Origin of the sequence: Bacillus sp. FJAT-18017, assembly GCF_001278805.1 — a bacterium.
Classification (GTDB): domain Bacteria; phylum Bacillota; class Bacilli; order Bacillales; family Cytobacillaceae; genus Bacillus_D.
The window spans coordinates 2,695,126-2,714,568 of sequence record NZ_CP012602.1; the positions used below are offsets into that span (position 1 = coordinate 2,695,126).

Annotated in this window: 26 protein-coding genes; 6 read left to right on the forward strand and 20 right to left on the reverse strand. The window is 38.2% G+C overall.

All coding sequences use genetic code 11. From position 1 onward, the window contains the following. Positions 1–12 precede the first annotated feature (12 nt). Entirely contained in the window at positions 13–771 is a 759-nt protein-coding gene (locus AM500_RS12610) for a hypothetical protein (RefSeq protein WP_053599523.1), read from the forward strand. A gap of 809 nt (positions 772–1,580) precedes the next feature. Here AM500_RS12610 and lepB read toward each other — a convergent pair. The 5 genes from lepB to AM500_RS12635 all read right to left on the reverse strand — a co-directional run bounded on the left by lepB (position 1,581) and on the right by AM500_RS12635 (position 3,782). Beyond that, positions 1,581–2,123, reverse strand: coding sequence for a signal peptidase I (gene lepB, locus AM500_RS12615; RefSeq protein WP_053599524.1), 543 nt, complete (start codon positions 2,121–2,123; stop codon positions 1,581–1,583). A 159-nt stretch (positions 2,124–2,282) separates the two neighbouring features. Then, the gene (locus tag AM500_RS12620) at positions 2,283–2,549 is read right to left on the reverse strand and encodes a hypothetical protein (protein WP_053599525.1); all 267 of its coding nucleotides are present in this window, start codon (positions 2,547–2,549) and stop codon (positions 2,283–2,285) included. 104 nt (positions 2,550–2,653) lie between these two features. Next, the gene (locus AM500_RS12625) at positions 2,654–2,845 is read right to left on the reverse strand and encodes a hypothetical protein (protein ID WP_053599526.1); all 192 of its coding nucleotides are present in this window, start codon (positions 2,843–2,845) and stop codon (positions 2,654–2,656) included. Between the two features lie 214 nt (positions 2,846–3,059). Then, positions 3,060–3,458, reverse strand: coding sequence for a hypothetical protein (locus AM500_RS12630; protein WP_053599527.1), 399 nt, complete (start codon positions 3,456–3,458; stop codon positions 3,060–3,062). Between the two features lie 33 nt (positions 3,459–3,491). Further along, positions 3,492–3,782, reverse strand: a complete 291-nt coding sequence (locus AM500_RS12635) for a hypothetical protein (RefSeq protein ID WP_053599528.1) — start codon at positions 3,780–3,782, stop codon at positions 3,492–3,494. Between the two features lie 264 nt (positions 3,783–4,046). Between AM500_RS12635 and AM500_RS12640 the strand changes: the two genes are divergently transcribed. Beyond that, positions 4,047–5,180, forward strand: coding sequence for a histidine kinase N-terminal domain-containing protein (locus AM500_RS12640; RefSeq protein WP_053599529.1), 1,134 nt, complete (start codon positions 4,047–4,049; stop codon positions 5,178–5,180). A 62-nt stretch (positions 5,181–5,242) separates the two neighbouring features. Here the strand turns inward: AM500_RS12640 and AM500_RS12645 are convergent, their stop codons facing one another. The 3 genes from AM500_RS12645 to AM500_RS12655 form a co-directional block, all read right to left on the reverse strand. Then, on the reverse strand, positions 5,243–5,422 hold the full coding sequence (locus AM500_RS12645; protein ID WP_053599530.1) for a hypothetical protein: 180 nt from the start codon (positions 5,420–5,422) through the stop codon (positions 5,243–5,245). A 303-nt stretch (positions 5,423–5,725) separates the two neighbouring features. Beyond that, positions 5,726–6,073, reverse strand: coding sequence for a hypothetical protein (locus AM500_RS12650; RefSeq protein WP_231687994.1), 348 nt, complete (start codon positions 6,071–6,073; stop codon positions 5,726–5,728). A 35-nt stretch (positions 6,074–6,108) separates the two neighbouring features. Next, positions 6,109–6,372, reverse strand: coding sequence for a hypothetical protein (locus AM500_RS12655; protein ID WP_053599531.1), 264 nt, complete (start codon positions 6,370–6,372; stop codon positions 6,109–6,111). Between the two features lie 181 nt (positions 6,373–6,553). Between AM500_RS12655 and AM500_RS12660 the strand changes: the two genes are divergently transcribed. Next, positions 6,554–7,072, forward strand: a complete 519-nt coding sequence (locus AM500_RS12660; RefSeq protein WP_053599532.1) for an acyl-CoA thioesterase — start codon at positions 6,554–6,556, stop codon at positions 7,070–7,072. A gap of 211 nt (positions 7,073–7,283) precedes the next feature. Here AM500_RS12660 and AM500_RS25845 read toward each other — a convergent pair whose 3' ends face one another. The 3 genes from AM500_RS25845 to AM500_RS12670 form a co-directional block, all read right to left on the reverse strand. Beyond that, entirely contained in the window at positions 7,284–7,442 is a 159-nt protein-coding gene (locus tag AM500_RS25845) for a hypothetical protein (RefSeq protein WP_197282589.1), read from the reverse strand. A gap of 167 nt (positions 7,443–7,609) precedes the next feature. Beyond that, complete coding sequence (locus AM500_RS12665) at positions 7,610–8,074, reverse strand: GNAT family N-acetyltransferase (protein WP_053599533.1); 465 nt, start codon at positions 8,072–8,074, stop codon at positions 7,610–7,612. Positions 8,075–8,097: 23 nt separating this feature from the next. Then, positions 8,098–8,580 (reverse strand): GNAT family N-acetyltransferase, encoded by a 483-nt coding sequence (locus tag AM500_RS12670; protein ID WP_053599534.1) that lies wholly within the window; start codon positions 8,578–8,580, stop codon positions 8,098–8,100. A gap of 186 nt (positions 8,581–8,766) precedes the next feature. Between AM500_RS12670 and AM500_RS12675 the strand changes: the two genes are divergently transcribed. Further along, entirely contained in the window at positions 8,767–9,393 is a 627-nt protein-coding gene (locus tag AM500_RS12675) for a metal-dependent hydrolase (protein ID WP_053599535.1), read from the forward strand. A gap of 70 nt (positions 9,394–9,463) precedes the next feature. Here AM500_RS12675 and AM500_RS12680 read toward each other — a convergent pair whose 3' ends face one another. Further along, positions 9,464–9,985, reverse strand: a complete 522-nt coding sequence (locus AM500_RS12680) for a GNAT family N-acetyltransferase (protein ID WP_053599536.1) — start codon at positions 9,983–9,985, stop codon at positions 9,464–9,466. A gap of 349 nt (positions 9,986–10,334) precedes the next feature. Between AM500_RS12680 and AM500_RS12685 the strand changes: the two genes are divergently transcribed. Together AM500_RS12685 and AM500_RS12690 are read left to right on the forward strand one after the other, a co-directional pair. Next, positions 10,335–10,766: an NUDIX hydrolase gene (locus AM500_RS12685; RefSeq protein ID WP_053599537.1), complete on the forward strand. Its 432-nt coding sequence runs from the start codon at positions 10,335–10,337 to the stop codon at positions 10,764–10,766. Positions 10,767–10,814: 48 nt separating this feature from the next. Further along, the gene (locus tag AM500_RS12690; protein WP_053599538.1) at positions 10,815–11,189 is read left to right on the forward strand and encodes a VOC family protein; all 375 of its coding nucleotides are present in this window, start codon (positions 10,815–10,817) and stop codon (positions 11,187–11,189) included. 294 nt (positions 11,190–11,483) lie between these two features. Here AM500_RS12690 and AM500_RS12695 read toward each other — a convergent pair whose 3' ends face one another. The 8 genes from AM500_RS12695 to AM500_RS12730 form a co-directional block, all read right to left on the reverse strand. Further along, a complete protein-coding gene (locus tag AM500_RS12695; protein WP_053599539.1) occupies positions 11,484–11,750 on the reverse strand; it encodes a hypothetical protein in 267 nt (88 codons plus the stop codon). 340 nt (positions 11,751–12,090) lie between these two features. Continuing rightward, positions 12,091–12,831: a polysaccharide deacetylase family protein gene (locus AM500_RS12700; protein ID WP_053599540.1), complete on the reverse strand. Its 741-nt coding sequence runs from the start codon at positions 12,829–12,831 to the stop codon at positions 12,091–12,093. Between the two features lie 110 nt (positions 12,832–12,941). Beyond that, positions 12,942–13,886, reverse strand: coding sequence for an ABC transporter permease (locus AM500_RS12705; RefSeq protein ID WP_082347219.1), 945 nt, complete (start codon positions 13,884–13,886; stop codon positions 12,942–12,944). Then, a complete protein-coding gene (locus tag AM500_RS12710; RefSeq protein WP_053599541.1) occupies positions 13,870–14,823 on the reverse strand; it encodes an ABC transporter ATP-binding protein in 954 nt (317 codons plus the stop codon). Before AM500_RS12710 ends, AM500_RS12705 begins: the two co-directional genes overlap by 17 nt. Positions 14,824–15,050: 227 nt before the next feature. Beyond that, on the reverse strand, positions 15,051–15,788 hold the full coding sequence (locus tag AM500_RS12715) for a DUF3221 domain-containing protein (RefSeq protein WP_053599542.1): 738 nt from the start codon (positions 15,786–15,788) through the stop codon (positions 15,051–15,053). A 214-nt stretch (positions 15,789–16,002) separates the two neighbouring features. Further along, positions 16,003–16,386, reverse strand: a complete 384-nt coding sequence (locus tag AM500_RS12720) for a GNAT family N-acetyltransferase (RefSeq protein WP_231687995.1) — start codon at positions 16,384–16,386, stop codon at positions 16,003–16,005. An 80-nt stretch (positions 16,387–16,466) separates the two neighbouring features. Further along, positions 16,467–17,243, reverse strand: a complete 777-nt coding sequence (locus tag AM500_RS12725) for an arylamine N-acetyltransferase family protein (protein ID WP_053599543.1) — start codon at positions 17,241–17,243, stop codon at positions 16,467–16,469. 697 nt (positions 17,244–17,940) lie between these two features. Further along, the gene (locus AM500_RS12730) at positions 17,941–19,116 is read right to left on the reverse strand and encodes a NupC/NupG family nucleoside CNT transporter (protein WP_053599544.1); all 1,176 of its coding nucleotides are present in this window, start codon (positions 19,114–19,116) and stop codon (positions 17,941–17,943) included. Positions 19,117–19,443 lie beyond the last annotated feature (327 nt).

Below are 19,443 nucleotides of genomic sequence, written 5' to 3' on the forward strand. Positions count from 1 at the left end.
GGATTGTCGTAAATGGGACTATTCGTTAATAAACACATCCGGAATATATTTAAAACCACGAAGAATGTTACCGGTCCTAATCAAGAAGAGGCAAGGACAAGCCGATTAGGTGAGCTCATTGCAGAGCAGCAGCAAACGAACAAGCAGCTTCTCGAATCAATCTCCGAAATCAAGCCACGGTATGATCAACTTCAGGAAACACAAACCGCCCAGTGGAATGAGGTCAAGGGGAAAATGAAAACGCTCGAACTGCAGGGGCAGAAACGGGACGTCTTTGAGAAGAGAATCCTAGACCAAGTGAATCTCCTTGACCAAACAACCAGCCAAAACCACCAATCACTTCTGGAAAATGAACGTCTTATTAAATCGGTGTCGGTACAAGTGTCTGCCATTCATGAAACGAATCAGCAAATATCCGAACGGCTAGTTGGAACCGAGACTGTTCAGCTGCAATTGGCAGAACAAGTAAATGATCAGGTACAGGTACAAAAGGAAATCGCAGCCCAGTTAATGAAGCATGAGGAAAACCATTCAGAGGTACTCGAAAGAATTGATAAGCAGGAAGCTTTAACAGATAAAATGTTTCATCAACTAAATAACATTCGATCTATCCTATATGAAAGAACCAATTATCTGGCCACAAAAATCGAAGAAGGCTATTCACTAACTTCTACCTATGTTTATAAACTGATGACCGGCTCAGACCAGCCACTCACCTTTTCCGTACTGCAATCACAAAAAAAGAAGGATTCAGTTAACAACAAAGAGTAACCCTTCACGTTTTTCCCATGTCCACAACTTACTGAGTTTTAATCGCAGCTTTACTTCCTTGGGAAAACCCAATTCCGCTACTTTTGGTAAAAGGTTCAGTTTTAACCTGCAAAATACGGATAGCCAGCGGGTAATTTGATAAGTGAATGAGCATAGGAAATGCTTGGAGCATCATATGCTCCAAGCGCATAAATTCGGATTAGAATATGTGTGGTAATAACTAATGGATGCGATGATCAATGTTCATAAAGCGAGGTCTCTTCGAGAGTAAACGAAGCAATTCCTCATTTTCCTTTTGCACAGGATGAGTGATGTTTTTTGCTACGCAAAGCCGCTTGTTAGGATTCCTTGGCGGTGATGTTTTTTTAATGGATATCATAATATTTAACACTACCTTCTCCGCTTGTTTCTATAGATTATGCGACTTTGCGGAAAAATAACATAAAAAAAGAGAAGGTACAATCAACCTTCTCTTTCCCTGTATTATTCAGCTGCTCGCCTAATTGCATCCCTATCATTAGCTTTCATGCGTCCAATCGAACGGTCTAAATTAATGGTTGTTGGCCTTTTGTTTGGGTTTCTAGGAGGAACACTACCGTGTCGGGAAGATCTTTTTGTTTGAGCTTTACGTCCAACTTTTAAAGGTGATCCAACTGTCATCTCTTCCACACTCCTTTCATCTTCTTTTAAGAATACCATGTTTTAATCATCATTTCCAAATACCCAAAGGGCTGGAATACTCTATAAAATAGGCATTCCTGCTGTAATTTACTATTAGCCAAGCTAAATTGCTTTATAGTAAATAAAAATTAATATTTTATAATTTTTATTTCCTTTAGTGGATAGTAAACAACGTTCGTTGTACCAATTACTTTCTCTAACGGAATAGCTCCAATATCCCGACTATCCCTGCTAGCCCTTCTGTTATCACCCAAGACGAACAGATGGCCTTCAGGAACTGTTTCACTACCTATCGTTTCTTTTAAGGTAAAAGAGTCCGTCAGTGTACCTTGGCTGATTCTTTGTTTGTAACTATTTAAATAAGGTTCATCATATGTTTTTTCATTTATATACAAAACATCATTTTTATACTCAATTTTGTCGCCTGGAAGGCCGATGACACGTTTAATATAATCCTCACCGTCAGGGGCATGAAACACAACAATATCAAATCTTTTTGGGTCCCCGATTTTTGTTACTATCATGCGTTCCTGATCCTGAAGTGTAGGGTTCATTGATTCACCATCAACAACAATCGGCGTAAAGAAAAAAGAGCGAATTATGACTGCTAATACAAGTGCCCCAATTATGGCTTTAGTCCATTCATACGTTTCATTTTTCTTCTCTACCATTTTTCAACCTCCCTTAAGTTCTTTAAATACTTATAACCTTATTTTACCATATGCAAGTAATATATTTTTATTAAATTTAACTCTTCTCATTTAATAATACAATATTGTACAAATATAAGAGAGTTAAAAAGTTATCCTGTTTTGGTTTATCTTTAGGATTTACAAGAAAAAAAACATCAAGCCTAAAGCTAAGAAGAGTACAATTGAACCTATTGACCTTACCCAAGTGATTGAATTTTGAAGTCCCGCTTTTTTCTCTAAATAATTTATGTAAGTAATCACCAAAATAAATCCTCCAAAAAGCATTAGATATACAGAATGATTTCTGTTAGATAGCGTACTCATTGCAGCAAGTCCAATAAGGATTGTTCCTAAAGCTCCTAATAAAACATTTATATATAAGGCGATGCTTTTATTTTCCCTCATCTGACTCCCCCGTTATTAAATTTCTTAAACTACACTGATAGAACTTCATTCGACCACCCACTTCCCTGTTAAACAAACTTCTGATTCATCACACTCGCAAAAATTTATTTATTTTGTTGTCCTGTGTTCTTCTCTATTGTTATTAGTTTTGACATCACTAAATGGACTACTGCGACTGTAAGTAAAAAATCTCTATATGCCTGATTGGTACCCTCCAAAAACGTCGCAAAAGTCCAGAAAAATACGAACGAAATTACAAGCAAAGTCAGAACATAATATTCACTTTTCAGTTCCATTTTATATCCCTCCCCTCTATTCAATAAATCGTTGCATTGGTGTCACTCCTCATGCTAATCTATCGTTACCATCTCCCATAGAGGTATGCCGGGGCGCGGTTGCAACGCAGTAGCCACATGGAGATTAGTTTTTTCATCAAGAAACCCCTTTTGTAGTACATTCCTACCCTAGTATCATCTTAATAGAGCTAATGTTGCTCAAAGAACAAATCTTTTATTTACAGCTTTTCAAGTACTCATCTTTTTTAATTAGTTTCGAAACATCTGGACTGGCATTCGAAATTTGTATTTGGGCACTGAGTAGTTCCCCTTTTCCATTGCTATAGAGAATCGCTGACAAATCCTCTCCCTTGCATAATTCCTTTAAGCTAACTATTTGCTGGAAGATTGTAGGGTATTCCATTAATTCATTAACATTGAGACCCTGTTCTTTAAGTTCAGTAAGGAATTCCTCATTTGTTGTAAGTGTGTAAGGTGTTTTTTTCTCAGCCTTACTTACTGTCCACTCGAAATCTTCAATATAATTTCTATGCTGTTCACTTAATTCCGCTGAGGAGCAGCTTGGAAGCAGGAAGAGTATAAAGCAAATGCCAATAATCATCCCAACTCTCATAAAATATTCTCCTTACAAATTGCTTCCTTATGTTCAACAAATTAATTCCAAAAGCCTATTAATAATCTTATCTCCTTTGTAAGGTTTATGATTGAATAAGTACTGAAAGTTGCCAGATGCAGTCCAAATGTTCAAGTCACCGCCATTGCCCGTAAGAGAAACCTTCACTATTTTGCTCAACGGAATTGAGATGATATTATCCCTCCTGTGTGGCACAACCTCCATCTTAAAAATTCTTCGATTTGAAATAAATAATCCAACTCTTTTGTCATATTCAAAGTCTAAGATTTCTTCTCCTGTTAGAAGATGTTTTTGATAGTCCATGTTCTCACTCTTTCAAATTTATTGGTTTCTTAGGAAAACTGCTCTTTTTTCTTATCAGATAATGGGGATAGGTAATTTTCTTTAACCTACTTAAAAAAATTCACTAATTTTTTATTCGATACTTTTGTCTCATTTCCTCCATTTGGTAACTTACCACCTATACTGAAAAGTATATTAATTCTAAATTTTGTGTTATATTTCCTTTGTGACTATTTTGGTTGATGCACGGTTTCTGGGAATTAATTAATAGAAAGCAGGATTCTAATGGAAGCAACCGTAGAATTGAAGGGCTACAAAATGTTAGCCGACTTTCTTCAAGAAAATGAACAGACATTTTTAGATGATTGGGAAGAACAGATTGTCGTGAATGAGACGGAAGATGATCGAGATCTTATTCGGAATAACGGATATTTAATGTATAGGCTGATCATTAGTTCGATAGGAAATAAGGTACGGGATAGCGAATTAAAATCAATGGCGTATAGAGTCGCCGAAGAACGCCTTGATGCAAATATCAACATCGGAGAATTTGTCTACAATGTAAATCTTGGCCGGAGTATTATTATTAAGCAGGTATACAATTCGGGAATTTGCTCGGGAGACGTAAGGAAGGTCATTGACCTGGTGAACCGGCAGTTTGATTTATTCTGCTATTATGCCGTTACAAGATATACAGACTTAAAGGACATTAAGCTTCAGGAACAAAACCATTATATTTCGCAAACCCATAAGGAAAGACTGGCAATTCTCGGTCAAATGTCTTCAAGCTTTGTACATGAATTCCGCAATCCACTTACTTCCGTTATGGGATTCATCCGGCTGTTAAAAAGCGATTATCCTAACCTCCCCTATTTGGATGTTGTTAGTATAGAGCTTGACCAATTGAAATTTCGGATCACACAGTTCCTTCACACCTCGAAAAAAAATATTATCAGCGACGATAAAAATGAAGAAATCCCAATTAGAGATTTGTTGGTTGAAGTAATCGACTTTCTATATCCAAGCATTGTGGACGGTAATATCCAGGTTAACTCGCACATTGATGCCAGCACAACCGTCTATGGAGATCGTAATGAGCTGAAACAAGTTTTCCTTAACCTGCTTATCAACGCGGTCGATGCTGTATTTGAAAAGGACAAACAAAGAATTATTACCATACAAACTTTATTAGGAAAAAATGAAGTGAAAATCATGATATCAAATAATGGTGAACCGATTCGTGAGGAAATTCGTAAAATCATTTTTGAACCTTTTTATACGACGAAAAAATTAGGTACAGGAATCGGTCTTTTTGTGTGTAAAAACATTATCGAAAAACATAAGGGCTCAATCCATTGCCAGTCGGATGAAGATTTGACTTCATTTGAAATCTGTCTGCCAATCACTGAAATACAGTAAAGGTTAATATCGCTATATGTGGGCCTAGGGAATATCCTCTGGGCCTTTTTATATGAAAAATATTAAAGCCCATTTTTGGTTACTAAGCCCATTGAATCGGAATCTTCAAGATATTTTTGCCAATTATATAAGCCAATAAGTAATCCAAAAACCATATACAATGCCATATGGACAAAAAAATAACCAGTTGGAAGAATCAGGAGTTCAATCTCCTCTGTTAAAGCCCATGTGGAAAATCCCATAGGTATTCCCCACCATATTGCCCCTTTTCGTATTAAGTACCGCGGAAAACCATTTGGCATTTCTTTTAAAAACCATTTCTCAACTTTCTGTTTGCGGGTGACCTTTCTTTCCTTAAATAAGAAAATTGCAACGCCACTCCACCCAAGGCCTACTATCAGCTAATGAGACATTGGAAGTAGAATAAGCAAAATAAAAGATAGCCACGGAGAAGGCTAGACTTATAATTATGAGAATATATTTAGAGAATTTCAATTTTTTGCCTCCTTTCTCCGCATAACTTGAGTAAAGTTCTCGAAAAACAACTATGCAATTTTCCTTCCGATTCTTGACTCAACGGTTAAAACAATTGGATAGGCAATGATAAATAGTAATGAAATGATGGTGAATCCCTCAAACCACTGTCTAAACAATCCCTGTGACCATCCATCCTCGCCGATAATCCAGTAGGAGACCAAATTTGAGATTGCAATTCCATCTTCTATCCCTGGAATTAGACTGTAGGAATAGTTTTGGGCAAGGCAAACTGCAGCAATTAGCGATATGGCGATCGCAATGCCAACTCCTTTAGAGAAAGGATTTGCGACTCCTGAATGCTTGAATACGATAACTGAAATTATTAGCAAAGCTACAGATCCAAGAATATATACCATATTGCACCTCTCTTTCATAAATAAGCCGCTAGCTATTATTGATTAGTATAATGCTTTACCTCTACCCAGTGTGATTCCTCATCGTCTGGTTTTTTCCAAATCTGCCCATTCGCAGAGTCATAAAGATACAGCCAGCCCTGGTTTACAACTAATTGAAGTGATCCAGCACCGCCCGGCTGATTAACAATGAGCTCGTTAGGTATATCAACGGTTTTATCTTCAATTGCACCTGACAAAAACCAGGCAGCAAGCAAAATACAGACTCCAAGTCCAAAAATTGAAGCAGATAAACCCTTCATTATCCCCCTGCTTTCGTTATTTATTTTTATTATTTATTTAACATAATTATCCAATATGCAATAAGTATTAGCAATATGTATTTTCAGAATAAACTAAAGATGGTAATTTCAGTATTCAGGTTTGGAAGCCTAGGGATCAAACACGTATAATAGACAAAAAAAGAGTAAGTGAGGATTGTTCATGAAAATAGAAGCAAAACCATGTTCCGCATCGAAAGTAATAAAGACCAGCAGGGTGCTGCCTCCAGATACCAATAATCACGGAACTTTGTTCGGTGGAAAATTGATGAGCATGATTGATGACTGTGCATCCATTTCGGCTTCCCGCCATGGACGGTGCGACATCGTCACAGCCTCCACTGACTCCGTCGACTTTCTGACACCCATTCAGAAGGATGATTCAGTTTGCCTCGAATCATTTGTTTCCTGGGTCGGAACGTCTTCCATGGAAGTATTCGTAAAGATCATTGCGGAGGACTTAAAAACCGGAGAACGAAGACTAGCTGCAACCTCCTTCCTGACCTTCGTTGCCTTGTCAAAGGATGGAAAGACCGTTTCCGTTCCGAAGGTAGTACCTCAGACTCCGGAAGAAATCATGCTGTTCGAAAGCGGAGCAGAACGTGCCGAAAACAGGAAAAAGCGCCGCAAGAACAGCAAAGAACTTGCCAAGAAAATGGATATTGGCCTTCCTTGGGGATAAAAACCATCTGCTACAAAAAAAGCCGGCGCCGGGTTACCTGTTTTGTTAGTTGTCACGAAACTAAATTATGTAAAACAAAAAGACCATCAAATCGGATCAAAATTTGATGGTCTATTTTTATGATACTCGTTTAAATTTTTTATGGGGTTTGCAAATTACGGTACATTTTAACCGGTATTTTTGCTAACAAAAATAATAGGAGCAACGTAAATTACTTAACGGCTTCACTATTGAATCGAAGCTCGGTGAAATGGACCAGTTCAACTTTGTTGGATAAATCCCCTTTTTCAATAACTTCACAAAATCCAGATGCATATTGAATGATTAATAAGTATTCTTTTCCTTGATATAGTACTGGAAGGTTTTCCATTATACTATCACATCCATCGCTTTTAAACCCATTTTATTTCCAATCTACTCATATGTCTGTGGATAAAATGTGAGCATTAGCATAAAAATCGTAATTTAACTAAACTGCCTCACTTAATCAGAAAGGCGTAAGTCCTCCCTGGATCTACGCACCCGTTGAAAAGCTAACTATTTTATTTTCAGTTTTAACCCTTCGTGAGTTGATTTGAAACCTAAACGTTCATAAAAACGCAGTGCATCGGTTCTTTGTTTATCTGTTGTGAGTTGAATTATGTGGCAACCGCGTTCTTTTGCTCGTTGAATTGCCCATTTAATAAGTTTGGTTCCTACTCCCATACCACGTACAGTGGAGGCTGTTCTGACCCCTTCAATAGTAGCTCTCCATCCCCCCTGGTGTGTAATATAAGGAGTAAATGTAATTTGCTGTACACCAATCACGTCATTACCTTGATAAGCTACTACCAACTCATTATTAGGATCAGATGTAATAGCTTGAAATGCTTCTAAGTAGCTTTTTGGTAGTGGTTGTTCATAACGCTCTCGAATCCTTCCCAATTCATCATCAGCGAGCATTGCAACAATTCTATCCAAATCTTGTTCCGTTGCTATTCTAAACTGGATTTCTTTCCCCATACATTCCCCTCCTTGATGAGGTATTATATTGTTCTTATTAAAATTTCCCCAGGTAAGCCGTCAATTTCACATACTTTTTCTGAATGAAATCCACTTTTGATCAATATTTTTCTTGATGGAATATTATTAGGATCAATAATTGCTGTTAAACGATTTACATTTGTATTTTTGGCTTTATTTATTAGAACCTCTGCAATCTCACTACCGTATCCTTTACCCCAATACTTTGGGAGCAGCATGTATCCTAATTCTGCTTCATCATTCTTTTCTTCATTAAAAATTAAACTACCAAGTCCGATAAACTCTTTTGAGTAATTATAAACCTTGTAAGAGCCGAATGTTTCGTGCTTTTTATTTCGGTTTATTAGCTTTTTAAATTTTTCTTGTGCTTCTTCTAATGGGAGTGAATGCTCCGTAATCTTACTCATTACTTGTTCATTCGAGAAAAGTAAAAAGTATTTTTTAAAATCAGTTGATTCGAATTTTTGCAATGTTATATTGAACATATATTTACCTCCCATCGTAAGAAATCGTTAATTTAGAACCCATCATCCTCAATCCTGTCCCTTTTTCCTGCGGAAACCCAATGTTATGTTAGTAAAGTTTTAAAAAATCCTAAACAGAACAGATGTTTTGTTGTAGAATAGGACTATTGCTTTCTAACCTTACATGATTTTAGGAGTTGTATGAAATTGAATGGGACTTCACATGCAGTAATTGGATCTACAACAGGGTTTATCGTTGCGAATACAGTTCAAGCCTCTCCGTCTGCTACGCTTATATTAGTCGGCATGGGTGCGGTTTCGGGATTAATTCCTGATCTCGATATTGACGGGAAGCTTCGAGGGAGAATCACCTTGTCCCATAAGGTCATTCGTTTTTCAGCGATGATTATTGGCGTCCTCATGGTACTTTATAGTTTCTTTGAAAAAACAGCTGCCGAACTATGGCAAGGTGTTGGAATTGGACTTTTTATTCTCTTAATTGCCTCACTCATTAAACAAAAACATATGTTGACCATTACCGGAATTGCAGTTCTCATAGGAGGACTGTCTTTAGAAGAACTGTGGCTGATATTGCTGGGGATTTACATAGTGATTGCTTCGTTTTCCTCCCACCGAAGCTATACGCATTCAATCCTTGGAGTAATTTTTTTCGGAATCATCGCTCACCATTTAGAGGCTTCGCTCGGAATCAAAGGTATTTTCTATACCTGTATAGGCGGCTATATTGGTCACCTGTTAGCCGATTTGAAACTACTGCCCTTCAATAAACGCGGGGTTAAACTTTTCTTGCCACTATCATCTAAGGAAATATAGCTTAGCGTCTAAAAACACAGAGGTCCAACCAGGAAGTGCAGCAATCCTTCCTGATTGGATTTTTGTATGGCTAAGATGGATTTAAAATCGGATCGAAATTTGTCCATTGATAAGTAAGCAATTGCAACAATTTCCCGTGAATTTCAATCGTCGTGGTCGTGTAGAGGGAAGCACCCAGTTTTTCATAAAAAAACTTGGATTTATTGTCTTCAAGTACTTCCACAAATACTGTCTGATAGCCGAGCTTAACAAAGGTTCTAAATAATGGATCAAGCAGGCTTCTTCCTATCCCCCGCCCCTGATAGTGCTCCAGAATGTAAATTGAGGTTACATCCCCGGAATGTTCAACTTCATTAGACACTCTTTTTCCGCCATCTGCAAACCCAATAATCTGGCCTTCCTTTGTTTCCGCCACATAAACATAGTTATCAGACCTGGAAATATTATTCTTCCATAACTCTGTCCGCTTTTCATAAGAAAGACTATCCAAATACTCGTCAGGGACAATATTTTTATAGGTCGTCCTCCAACAATTCACATGAACTCTAGCGATACCTTCAGCATCTTTAAGCTTTGCCTGCCTAATAATCATTCCTAATCTCCTTTGAGAACGATTATCCAAATAGGATACTTCAATCCTGGCCCATTAATTTACCTATACCACAAATTGTTTCTTCAGCCATGGATCAACGTTTTGTATGATGTGTCCTCTTCTCCACCTATTATTTCTTATAGATTTCTTTACAAGAGATGGAACTCCTTCTTTTTAGCCTAATAATTCTTATGCTGCCAAAAGTCGTTGGGTGAATAGTCACATTATACGGCCCTGGTGATACTAGTCAGCAGATTTAGTTTATGTTAAACTCATATTATCATAATTTTCCAATAAATAACTTTTATGGTAGAACGCTCTATAAATTTAATAGAAATGAGGGAATTAATTGGTTCAAACCACACGGAATATTTTTTCGCCGCCCAAACATATAGTTTCCGCTGCTACCATTGTTATTAATGAACAAAATGAAATCTTGTTAATTAAGGGACCTAGAAGGGGTTGGGAAATGCCAGGCGGACAAGTAGAAGAAGGAGAGTCTTTAAAAGATGCTGCAATAAGAGAAACGAAAGAGGAATCTGGTATTGATATTGAGGTGCTGAACTTTTGCGGAGTATTCCAAAATGTGGATCGCTCAATTTGTAATACCTTGTTTTTGGCTAAACCTATAGGCGGCCAATTGACGACTTCACCAGAAAGTTTGGAAGTAGGGTTTTTTCCTATTGAGCAAGCTCTGGAAATGGTAACTCACAAGAATTTCAGACAAAGAATCGAATACTGTTTGGATAAAAGCAAACAACCTTTTTACATAGAATTTTAAAGATTTTACCGTTTTGGAGGAGAAAATTAATTTAAGGAGAGCGATAATATGAACACTAATTTCATACAAAAGATAAATCAAATCGGGGTGCCTGTAAAAGACATAGATAGGGCAATAACTTTTTATAAAGAACTTGGATTACCACTACTTTTTTCAACAGATACAATGGCATTTTTTGATTGTAATGGAACCCGAATACTTCTAAGTTTGCCTGAGAAAGATGAGTATTCACAATCAAGCTCTGTTATATACTTTCAGGTTGCGAACATTAAAGAAACCTTCGAACAGTTCACTAATAATGGAGTAGATTTTATTGGCGAACCTCATGTTGTAGCCAAAATTGGCGGAGTTGAAACCTGGATGACTTTCTTTAAAGATACAGAGGGCAATACCCATGCGTTTATAAGTGAAGTGGAAGTTTAATCATCTGAACCAAGGAAACCTTATCAAATAAAGGTACTCTTGGTTCTTTTATTTATTCATACAACCCCTCCTATACATTAAAATGGATTTTTAAAATACTGTAACCCTCAACTTTGACACTTCTTATATAAAGAGTATACTCCAAACTTCTTCCATTCACCTGCCCGTTTGTTCAATTCGGAATTCAACAAAAAAGTGCGGAGATCTTTTCCGAATATTTCCTTATAAAAGAGAATTCTACCACTTTAAACAGGTACTAAAAATGCACTTACCATACTTGAATGATGTGTACTCCTATTTTTCTTTTTTATGATTATAATTAAGTAATAGTAATTCTGCTTCTATTTCTTCGTTTGATACAAATACTTCTTCTGCTTTTTTATTCTTACTTTCATTCTTACTCTTAGGAAATAACATTAAAATGCCCAAGATTAAGATTAATACAATTAATAATACAGAACCAGGATGGAGATGTTGATCTGCCGACATAGCAAGTTGCAATAAAATTGATGCAGTAAGTAATGATAAACTAATTATTAAAAGTCCAAATAACCTGTACATAAAACCACTCCTATTTAATCTTGGTTACAACAAAGTTGTTACTGAAAATTATTCTACATAAAAATTAGTTTTCCTTTACAGAAATGCTCCCCCGTTTGTACAATAAGAAATTCAACAAAAAAGGTGCCTAATCCTTCATGGATCATTGCACCGGCAACGTTAAGTTTTTCTTTTCTAAATCTGATAAATGCCTATTTTTAATACTTGAACCCTTTACTCATTATAGAGAGATTTATGGTCAAGGGGACTTCAATAACTGGCGTCCCCGGTTAAAAAAGTGGTCATAAGGCAGCAGTGTCTAGAAGGCATTCTTGGGTTTGGGGCACGTTGATTAATACATTTATCGGTCAGTTTCCACAAGTTTTGCAAACTCCTCAAGAGTCGTGGAGTATTTTACATATGTTCTCGGCAGCAAGAACAGCTCGTCTTTCACGCCCTTATGTAAAAATGGACCAGGAGTGGTCGTCAATCCATACTTGTAGTACTTCTTCGTCTCCTGCACGACTTTGTTATTAAAATTTCCATATGGATACGCCAAAGCAATGACAGGTTTTCTTGTGATATTTTGGAGTTTATCCCGGGAAGCCTTTAATTCATAATCGATATTACTCATTTTCGTCAAATCAGGATGTGTAACCGTATGAGACTGGATGGAGATCATACCTGAGTCCGACAGCATCTTTAACTCTGCGGCTGATAACCGATTTGACCGACCGATAAAGTCTGCCGGGATAAAAAAAGTGGCGGCTGGCTTAAATTTATTGTCCCTCAGCTTCTGAAAAATTGAATAAACAGTCAAATTGTTTTTATAACCATCATCAAAGGTGAGGAAAATTGGTTTATTTACTTTACCAATATCCTGCCACCGCTCAAAAGTTAATAAGGTAAAGCCATTTTTCTTTAAATAAATCATTTGCTTCTCAAAATTTTCCGGCGTGACATATAACTCCTTTGAGCCATGCCCTTTATACTCATCTATTGAATGATAAATTAATATTGGAACCTTTTGCTGGGCAGAAGTATGTCCCGGAACCATGAAGAAAAGAAAACTTATCAAAAAAAGAAAGATACCCTTTTTCATGAAAACTCTCCTATTTTCGTTTCTTCTATTGTTCCTCAAACTTCCAATTATATAGAGAAAGCCTTAAATAAAAAATGCAGCAATCCCGCGGGATCACTGCACTCCATTTCTTATATACTAACGTCCCTTTTTTGGAAAATGGTAAAGGTTAGCACCATGAAAACAATATAGTACACAGACAGCGTGAGGATTGATACTGGAAGTGTGACATCTTCCAAAATTTTGTCCTGCAGTGCATAGACGGTTAAATCCAGGTGTGGGAAAATCAAATATTTAGCCCATGTATATTTTTCCGCCAGCATAACAATCAGCCCGCCAAGTGTTGAAGACACAAACAAAACGAAGATCCCGATTCCAACTGCTAATGCCTGGCTCCTAAATAAAGTCGATAGCATGAACGAGATGGTGATGACAATTAAAAGACTTGGTAAGTAATAGAGTACCTTCAAGAAAAATTGTGGTCCTAGCTCGGCAATCTTTTGTCCTTCAAGAGTCATTTCAACAAATTTAGCACCGAAATCCCCGCTTCCAAAGAGAATCGTGCCGACCAGAAAACCTGAAACGATAAGTGTTGCCAACAATAGAATTGAATAGATGATTAACGAAATATATTTCGATAATAGAATCGCCCAGCGTCCATGCGGCCGGATAAGCAGCTGTTTGATCGTACCATCCGCGAATTCCGCTGATACACTGGCACTGCTTACAATAACCGCGAACAATGTGACCAGCATGCTTACCCCAATAACTGTCTGATTCATAAAATGCCAATTGCTCATCGCGGTCGGATTGATGTTCTCATCAAGATAAAGCTGCTCTCGTTCAATCGCTTGAACGATCCATTCCTTCTCTTCCGCCGGTGCTTCTTCTAAATCCTTTTGCATCTGGTTAACACTCGCCTGTGTGTCCTCGCGCCAATTTTCATTCGGTTCCCCGCTAAAATTATTCTGAAGAATTCCAGCCGCTATCACCGCGATCAGGATAATCAACATATAAATCCAGCTAGACTTTTTGCCGAACAGTTTCATTAATTCATTTTTAATTAGCAACAACACGTGACTGTACCTCCTGTTTTTCTTTGCCTGTCAATTCCAGGAACCGATCCTCTAGCGAAGTGGCAACAGGACTAATCGCATATACACTGATTTGATTTTTTACCAATAATTGATTTGCCGTTGCAATGCCTTCCCTATCGAGGTTTATCGTGAATAGGTCTGTGCTGATTGTCTTCAATTCGCTGCCAATGCTTTGTTCCCTCAGCACCTTCATAGCCAATTCAAGGTCGCTCACCTCAAATGAAACCGTCATGCTTTGGTCAGCTTTATCATTCAACTGATTGATTGCAGAAATATGTATTAATTTGCCGCGTTCAATAATCGCAAATCGATCACACATTAGTTCCATTTCAGACAATAAATGCGAAGAAACGAGTACGGAAATGCCTTCTTTTGCAAGGGTTCGCAAATAATCCCTGAATTCGCGGATTCCCTGAGGATCGAGCCCGTTTGTAGGCTCATCCAAAATCAATAGGCTTGGAGAATGCAGCAAAGCTTGGGCGACTCCTAAACGCTGCCGCATGCCAAGAGAATAAGTTTTAACCTTCTGATGGATAGCATCTTCAAGACCAGCAACACGGACTACCTCTTTAATTTGGTCTTCGGTTATTTTTTCCTTCGCCATATTTGCATAGTGCTTAAGGTTCTTATAGCCACTTAAATATTTATAGAATTCCGGGTTTTCAACAATCGCACCCATTTCGCTCATTGATTCTTTAAATTGGCTATCGAGATTATATCCGTTTATAATCACATTACCTTTCGTGCGGCCAATCAGGCTAACGATCATTCGAATAATCGTCGTCTTGCCCGCTCCATTTGGCCCGAGCAACCCGAAGATTTCGCCTTTTTCAACAGAGAAGCTAACATCGTCCACTATCAGCTTATTCTTGATTTTTTTGGTTAACGATTGCACTTCTAGTGCTTTTCCCGCCATTCTCTCTCCCTCTTTCTAAAAATAGTAACCCTATTACCATTGTAAACCAATTCTTGATGTCTTCATTGTAAAAATAGTGTAAAGAAAATTTCCTATTCCTGTGTAATTTTACACAAAGTTTTGATTGTTGTCACTAGTATTTTCCAAATATTATAAATTTCTTAAAACCACATGGTCATAGCAAAAAAGCCCCCCAATGTTGGGCAGCTTTTAATATATGTTCCATCTTACTTCAGCGGTACCCGTGTATCGATCCCACTTTGGGTAATTGAAACACTCTCCAATTTCATGAATTGGTCGTTATCAACCTTAAATACAAACGTCCTAGGAGTAGCATCAGCAGTACAATTACCACCTGGTTCAACAAGAGTTACATTGAATGATTTCTTACCGGCTGAGATGCCACTCTCCACGTTGGTATAAGGACAGCTTCCAGATTCTTGGACCCCAATGAAAAGTACAACTTCTTCATCAAAATTAATCTCAGGAAGGCCCGTTTCTAGACCATAAAGATGCCATAAATCTTTAAATTCAGAAGAGTTATCTGCATTCTTCACTAAATATTGATGAAAAGGTGCGGTTTTTCGCTTGAATGCAAGTTCTGAAAAGCTGTCAGGCAATGTTTTTTCACTGGCGATCAAATGATTAAGTTCAGATTGTGGTGTCGAGATAATCTCAATATTCAAGGCTGTAGCTTGCGCTGGATAAGATTCCCGTATCGCTCCCTCGGTCCAAACCACGATTTCTTGCCCCACTTGGAATCTTTCCATGCTATCTGGTTTTTTCACTGAAACCCATACCAGCCCATTGGTTTCATCATCCATTAACACCGCATTCCCAGCCTGATCTATTTCAGTAATCAGACCTTTTAAATCAAATGCCCCCACTTCCTCCGAATCTGAACCATCACCAGAACTATTGCAGCCAACTAGCATGAAACATAAGGCTATAATCAACCGTTTCATTAAGCTCCCCCCTTAATCCCGTTCATTTTTAGAAAAAAAGCATGAATCCTTCCTGGATCCATGCAGAAAACGGTTCATGCTTCGTTGCGCTCTAAATAAAAGTACAACTCATTTCCTTTTTTATACTTCTCGTCCACTACAAAGCCTAACTTCTGAAGGAGTTGAGTGGACTTCTGGTTATTTTCATCCACAGTCGCATCAATAATATCGAGTTTCATTCCCTGAAAGCCGAATGAAATAGCTTTTTCATAGCCTCAACCATAAATCCATTTCCCCAATATCGTTTCGATAAGTAATAGACAACTTCCGGTTTTGCAACTCCGCCTTGACCGCGCAAATAGTGAAATCCAACCGTTCCAATTAAGCTTTTACTGGCCTTTTCAAAAATTCCCCACCTGCATCCCGCATCATCCAAATGAAACTGGATAATTCCCTTGGCTTCCTTCAAGTCCTTGCAAGGCTCAATGTCCATGAATCTGGTAACATCCCTATCTGAAAAATGCTCAAAAACCGCACCGCAATCATCAAGTGTCAAAATTCTTAGGGTAAGCCTTTCCGTTTCCAGAGAAGGATAACCCACATCATTTTTTATGGCCAATTTGAATCCCCTTTAGTAAAAATCTGTTTGTATTTACAGATTCAACATCATGTCAGGGTTTTCCTTCTCGTTTTCATTGCTCATAAATCGAAATAGTCCTTCGCCAGTTCCTTAAATTGCTCTTCAGTTATCTCCTTTTTCTGAACCTTTCCATCGTTCCATTCCGTGAACGTCCCTTCCGTCAACGTCACATTTCCCCTATCAGTAAGCCTGGTAACAAGCGGCTTTTTATTAAAAGCGGATGCCGGGTGCTCGGCAATAACCTTCTGCACTTCATTCAAAGCCCGAACCTCCAGCAGCCTCTCTCTTGTATTAAAGGCATAACCAACCTTCCATTCCTGATCCTTATGTTTTAGCTTCATATAAAGAAGAAAATCGCCAAATTCCGTTTCAGCACGTTCAACCCGGAACTCCCCAGTAACCGACGACACCGTCTCCCCGCTCAAAGGAACAGGCTTTAGTGCCAGGTTCCCGCCAAAGCCTCCATCAACGAGGTATTCCTTCCCCTCATGAGAAAGCAGAATCGCCACATGTGTCATACCGGTACCGCTCCACCGCTGCCCGGAATGATCATACACAATCCCGCGAACCATCCAAACCTTAAAGCCATTTTCTTTTAAAAAAAGGAACAATAGCGGATTCAGCTCATAACAAAGCCCGCCTTCGCTCAGCCCCAAAATCTTAGTTGCCAAATGTTCCTCAGTTAAATCCTTTGTCCGTCCTTCAACAATGTTCAAATTTTCAAAAGGAATGGTTGCTGCCATCCCCTTCAGAACCTTATCTAAATGTTCAAATGTAATTTTTTCATCAAGCGGGAAATCGATTCTTTTTCGAAAGAAAATGTTTATGTTAATCATAGTGCACCTTCCTAGCTGTTGTTAGGTTTACTCTGGAAAAGTCCCAGCCCTTTTAATTGATTGTAACATGTTAACCATTCTTTACTAATTCCCACCTTCTCCCCGAAGGACACACATTACATCCACTAAAAGGGGTTTCGTGGATAAATCTCCTTCCGAGAACACACGATTAATCCACTATAAGGGGTTTCGTGCATGAATTTTCATTCGCTTGGGAGTGTTAACGCCAATCCACTGTGACTGAATGGTGAATAGTTTCGAAATATGTTTCGTAGAGGGTGAAAAAATCTGTGAAGAAGGGGAAATCTAGTTCGTACAGGGGGAAAAAAGTGTGAAAACGGTCGAAATAATTTCCAAACAGGAATGACGAATTCTATTTACGATTAGTGATGGATTGCACGATAATAATTGAATTTCCTTCCAAAAACACCCGATTAATCCACTAAAAGGGGTTCGGCTGTGGTTAGCTGTTTTTCCATCCCGAGTATGGCTTGACTTATCACTGACGGTTTTTAGTACCTAGCAAAGGTACCCTTTGAATTTAATTCTGTAGCATAATCGTTTGCCCTCTGCGCATTATGAACACGCAGCAAGCAAATGCAAACAGGAAAACCTTTTTAGACGTAGGACCTTGATTATTTTCAAAAATAAAAACAGCCCAATTCATATAAATTGGACTGCCGTTGTATTTCTTTATTTATAAAAATAATCCCACCATGATTCCTGTCAGGACCGAGCCCATAGTTGCAACAAAGAGCACCTTTAGTCCAACCTTTGCCAGCAGGGTTGCCTGCTTTTGGTCCAGGGCTTGTACTGTTCCGAGGACAATTCCAATTGAAGAAAAGTTAGCAAAGGAAATTAAGAATGCCGAGACTATCCCAACAGTTTTTGGTGTCATGTCAGGAATCATTTTCTCAAAATCAAGCATGGCAACAAACTCATTGGCTGCAACCTTCGTTCCCATAATTGAACCAGCCTGGACAATTTCGGAAGTCGGGATTCCCATAATAAATGCAACCGGCGCAAATACGTACCCGAGGAGCTCCTGAAAGTTAATTCCGATGATTGCATCCAGAACGAAGTTAACCATTGCAAGCAATCCAATATAAGTGAGAACCATTGCCCCAACAATCAAGGCAGTTTTCCCGCCAATCAACGCACCGTTGCCAATTGCTTCGAATAATGACTTTTCAGGAATCATTTCTTGTATATTAATTTCCTCATCTTCTTCTTTTGTAACGGGTGCAACGATTGATGAGAGAATCAAACCCGAAAAGATGTTAATTGGCAATGCGACCAGTACAAACTCAGGCGGTATCATTTGCATATACGCCCCTAGTATTGAACAGGAAACGGCAACGAGTGAAGATGTGACAACAATGAACAACCGGTTTGGCGAAAGCTTGGGCAAATAAGATTTTACTGATAGTATCGCCGTCGTATCTCCAAATACCATTGAATTTACCGCAACAAATGATTCTACCATTGGTAATCCGGTTATCTTCGACACTGCACCTCCGATATATTTAATTGCGTACGGCAGAATCTTCGTATAGGTGAGAATCGAAAGCAAGGCAGATACAAATATAATCATCATGAGTACGTTGATAAAAAAGTACCCCTTTGTTGATAGATCTCCAAAAACAAAAGCAATTCCTTCATTTCCAAATGATAAAACCCTGTTAAAGCCGTCGATAATTTTTTGCAAAACCTTTTTACCAATAGCAGTGTTGAGCATAAACCAGGCGAGAAATAACTGCACAGCCAGCATAATAATAATCGCCCGATAATTAATGTTTTTCTTGTCATTTGACATCACCCAGGCAATACCAATTAAAATCAGAATCCCTAATATCCCAATAAGAATGGACATATCCTTCTGCCTCCAACCTATGTAGTTCAATTTAAAAGACATTCTATTTCCATTAGCTTCGCTTGTTTAGCATAACCCTTTAGTTGCAAACCAATTCAGCAGGCGTATATATCCGGATGGTATTCCCTGTTTAAAATCAAATATCCATAAGGCGAATGTTTAACAAAAACTCATTCTTACAAATGGAACGGTTTCGGAAGTTTTCCCATGAACTTAGATAGAATTCTATTTAGTGGGTAGCTTAATATTCTTGACGACCACACGGGTAAAAAAATGTAGTGCCCGGTCGTCAATAGAGGTTCTTGACGACCCTGCGGGTAAAAAATA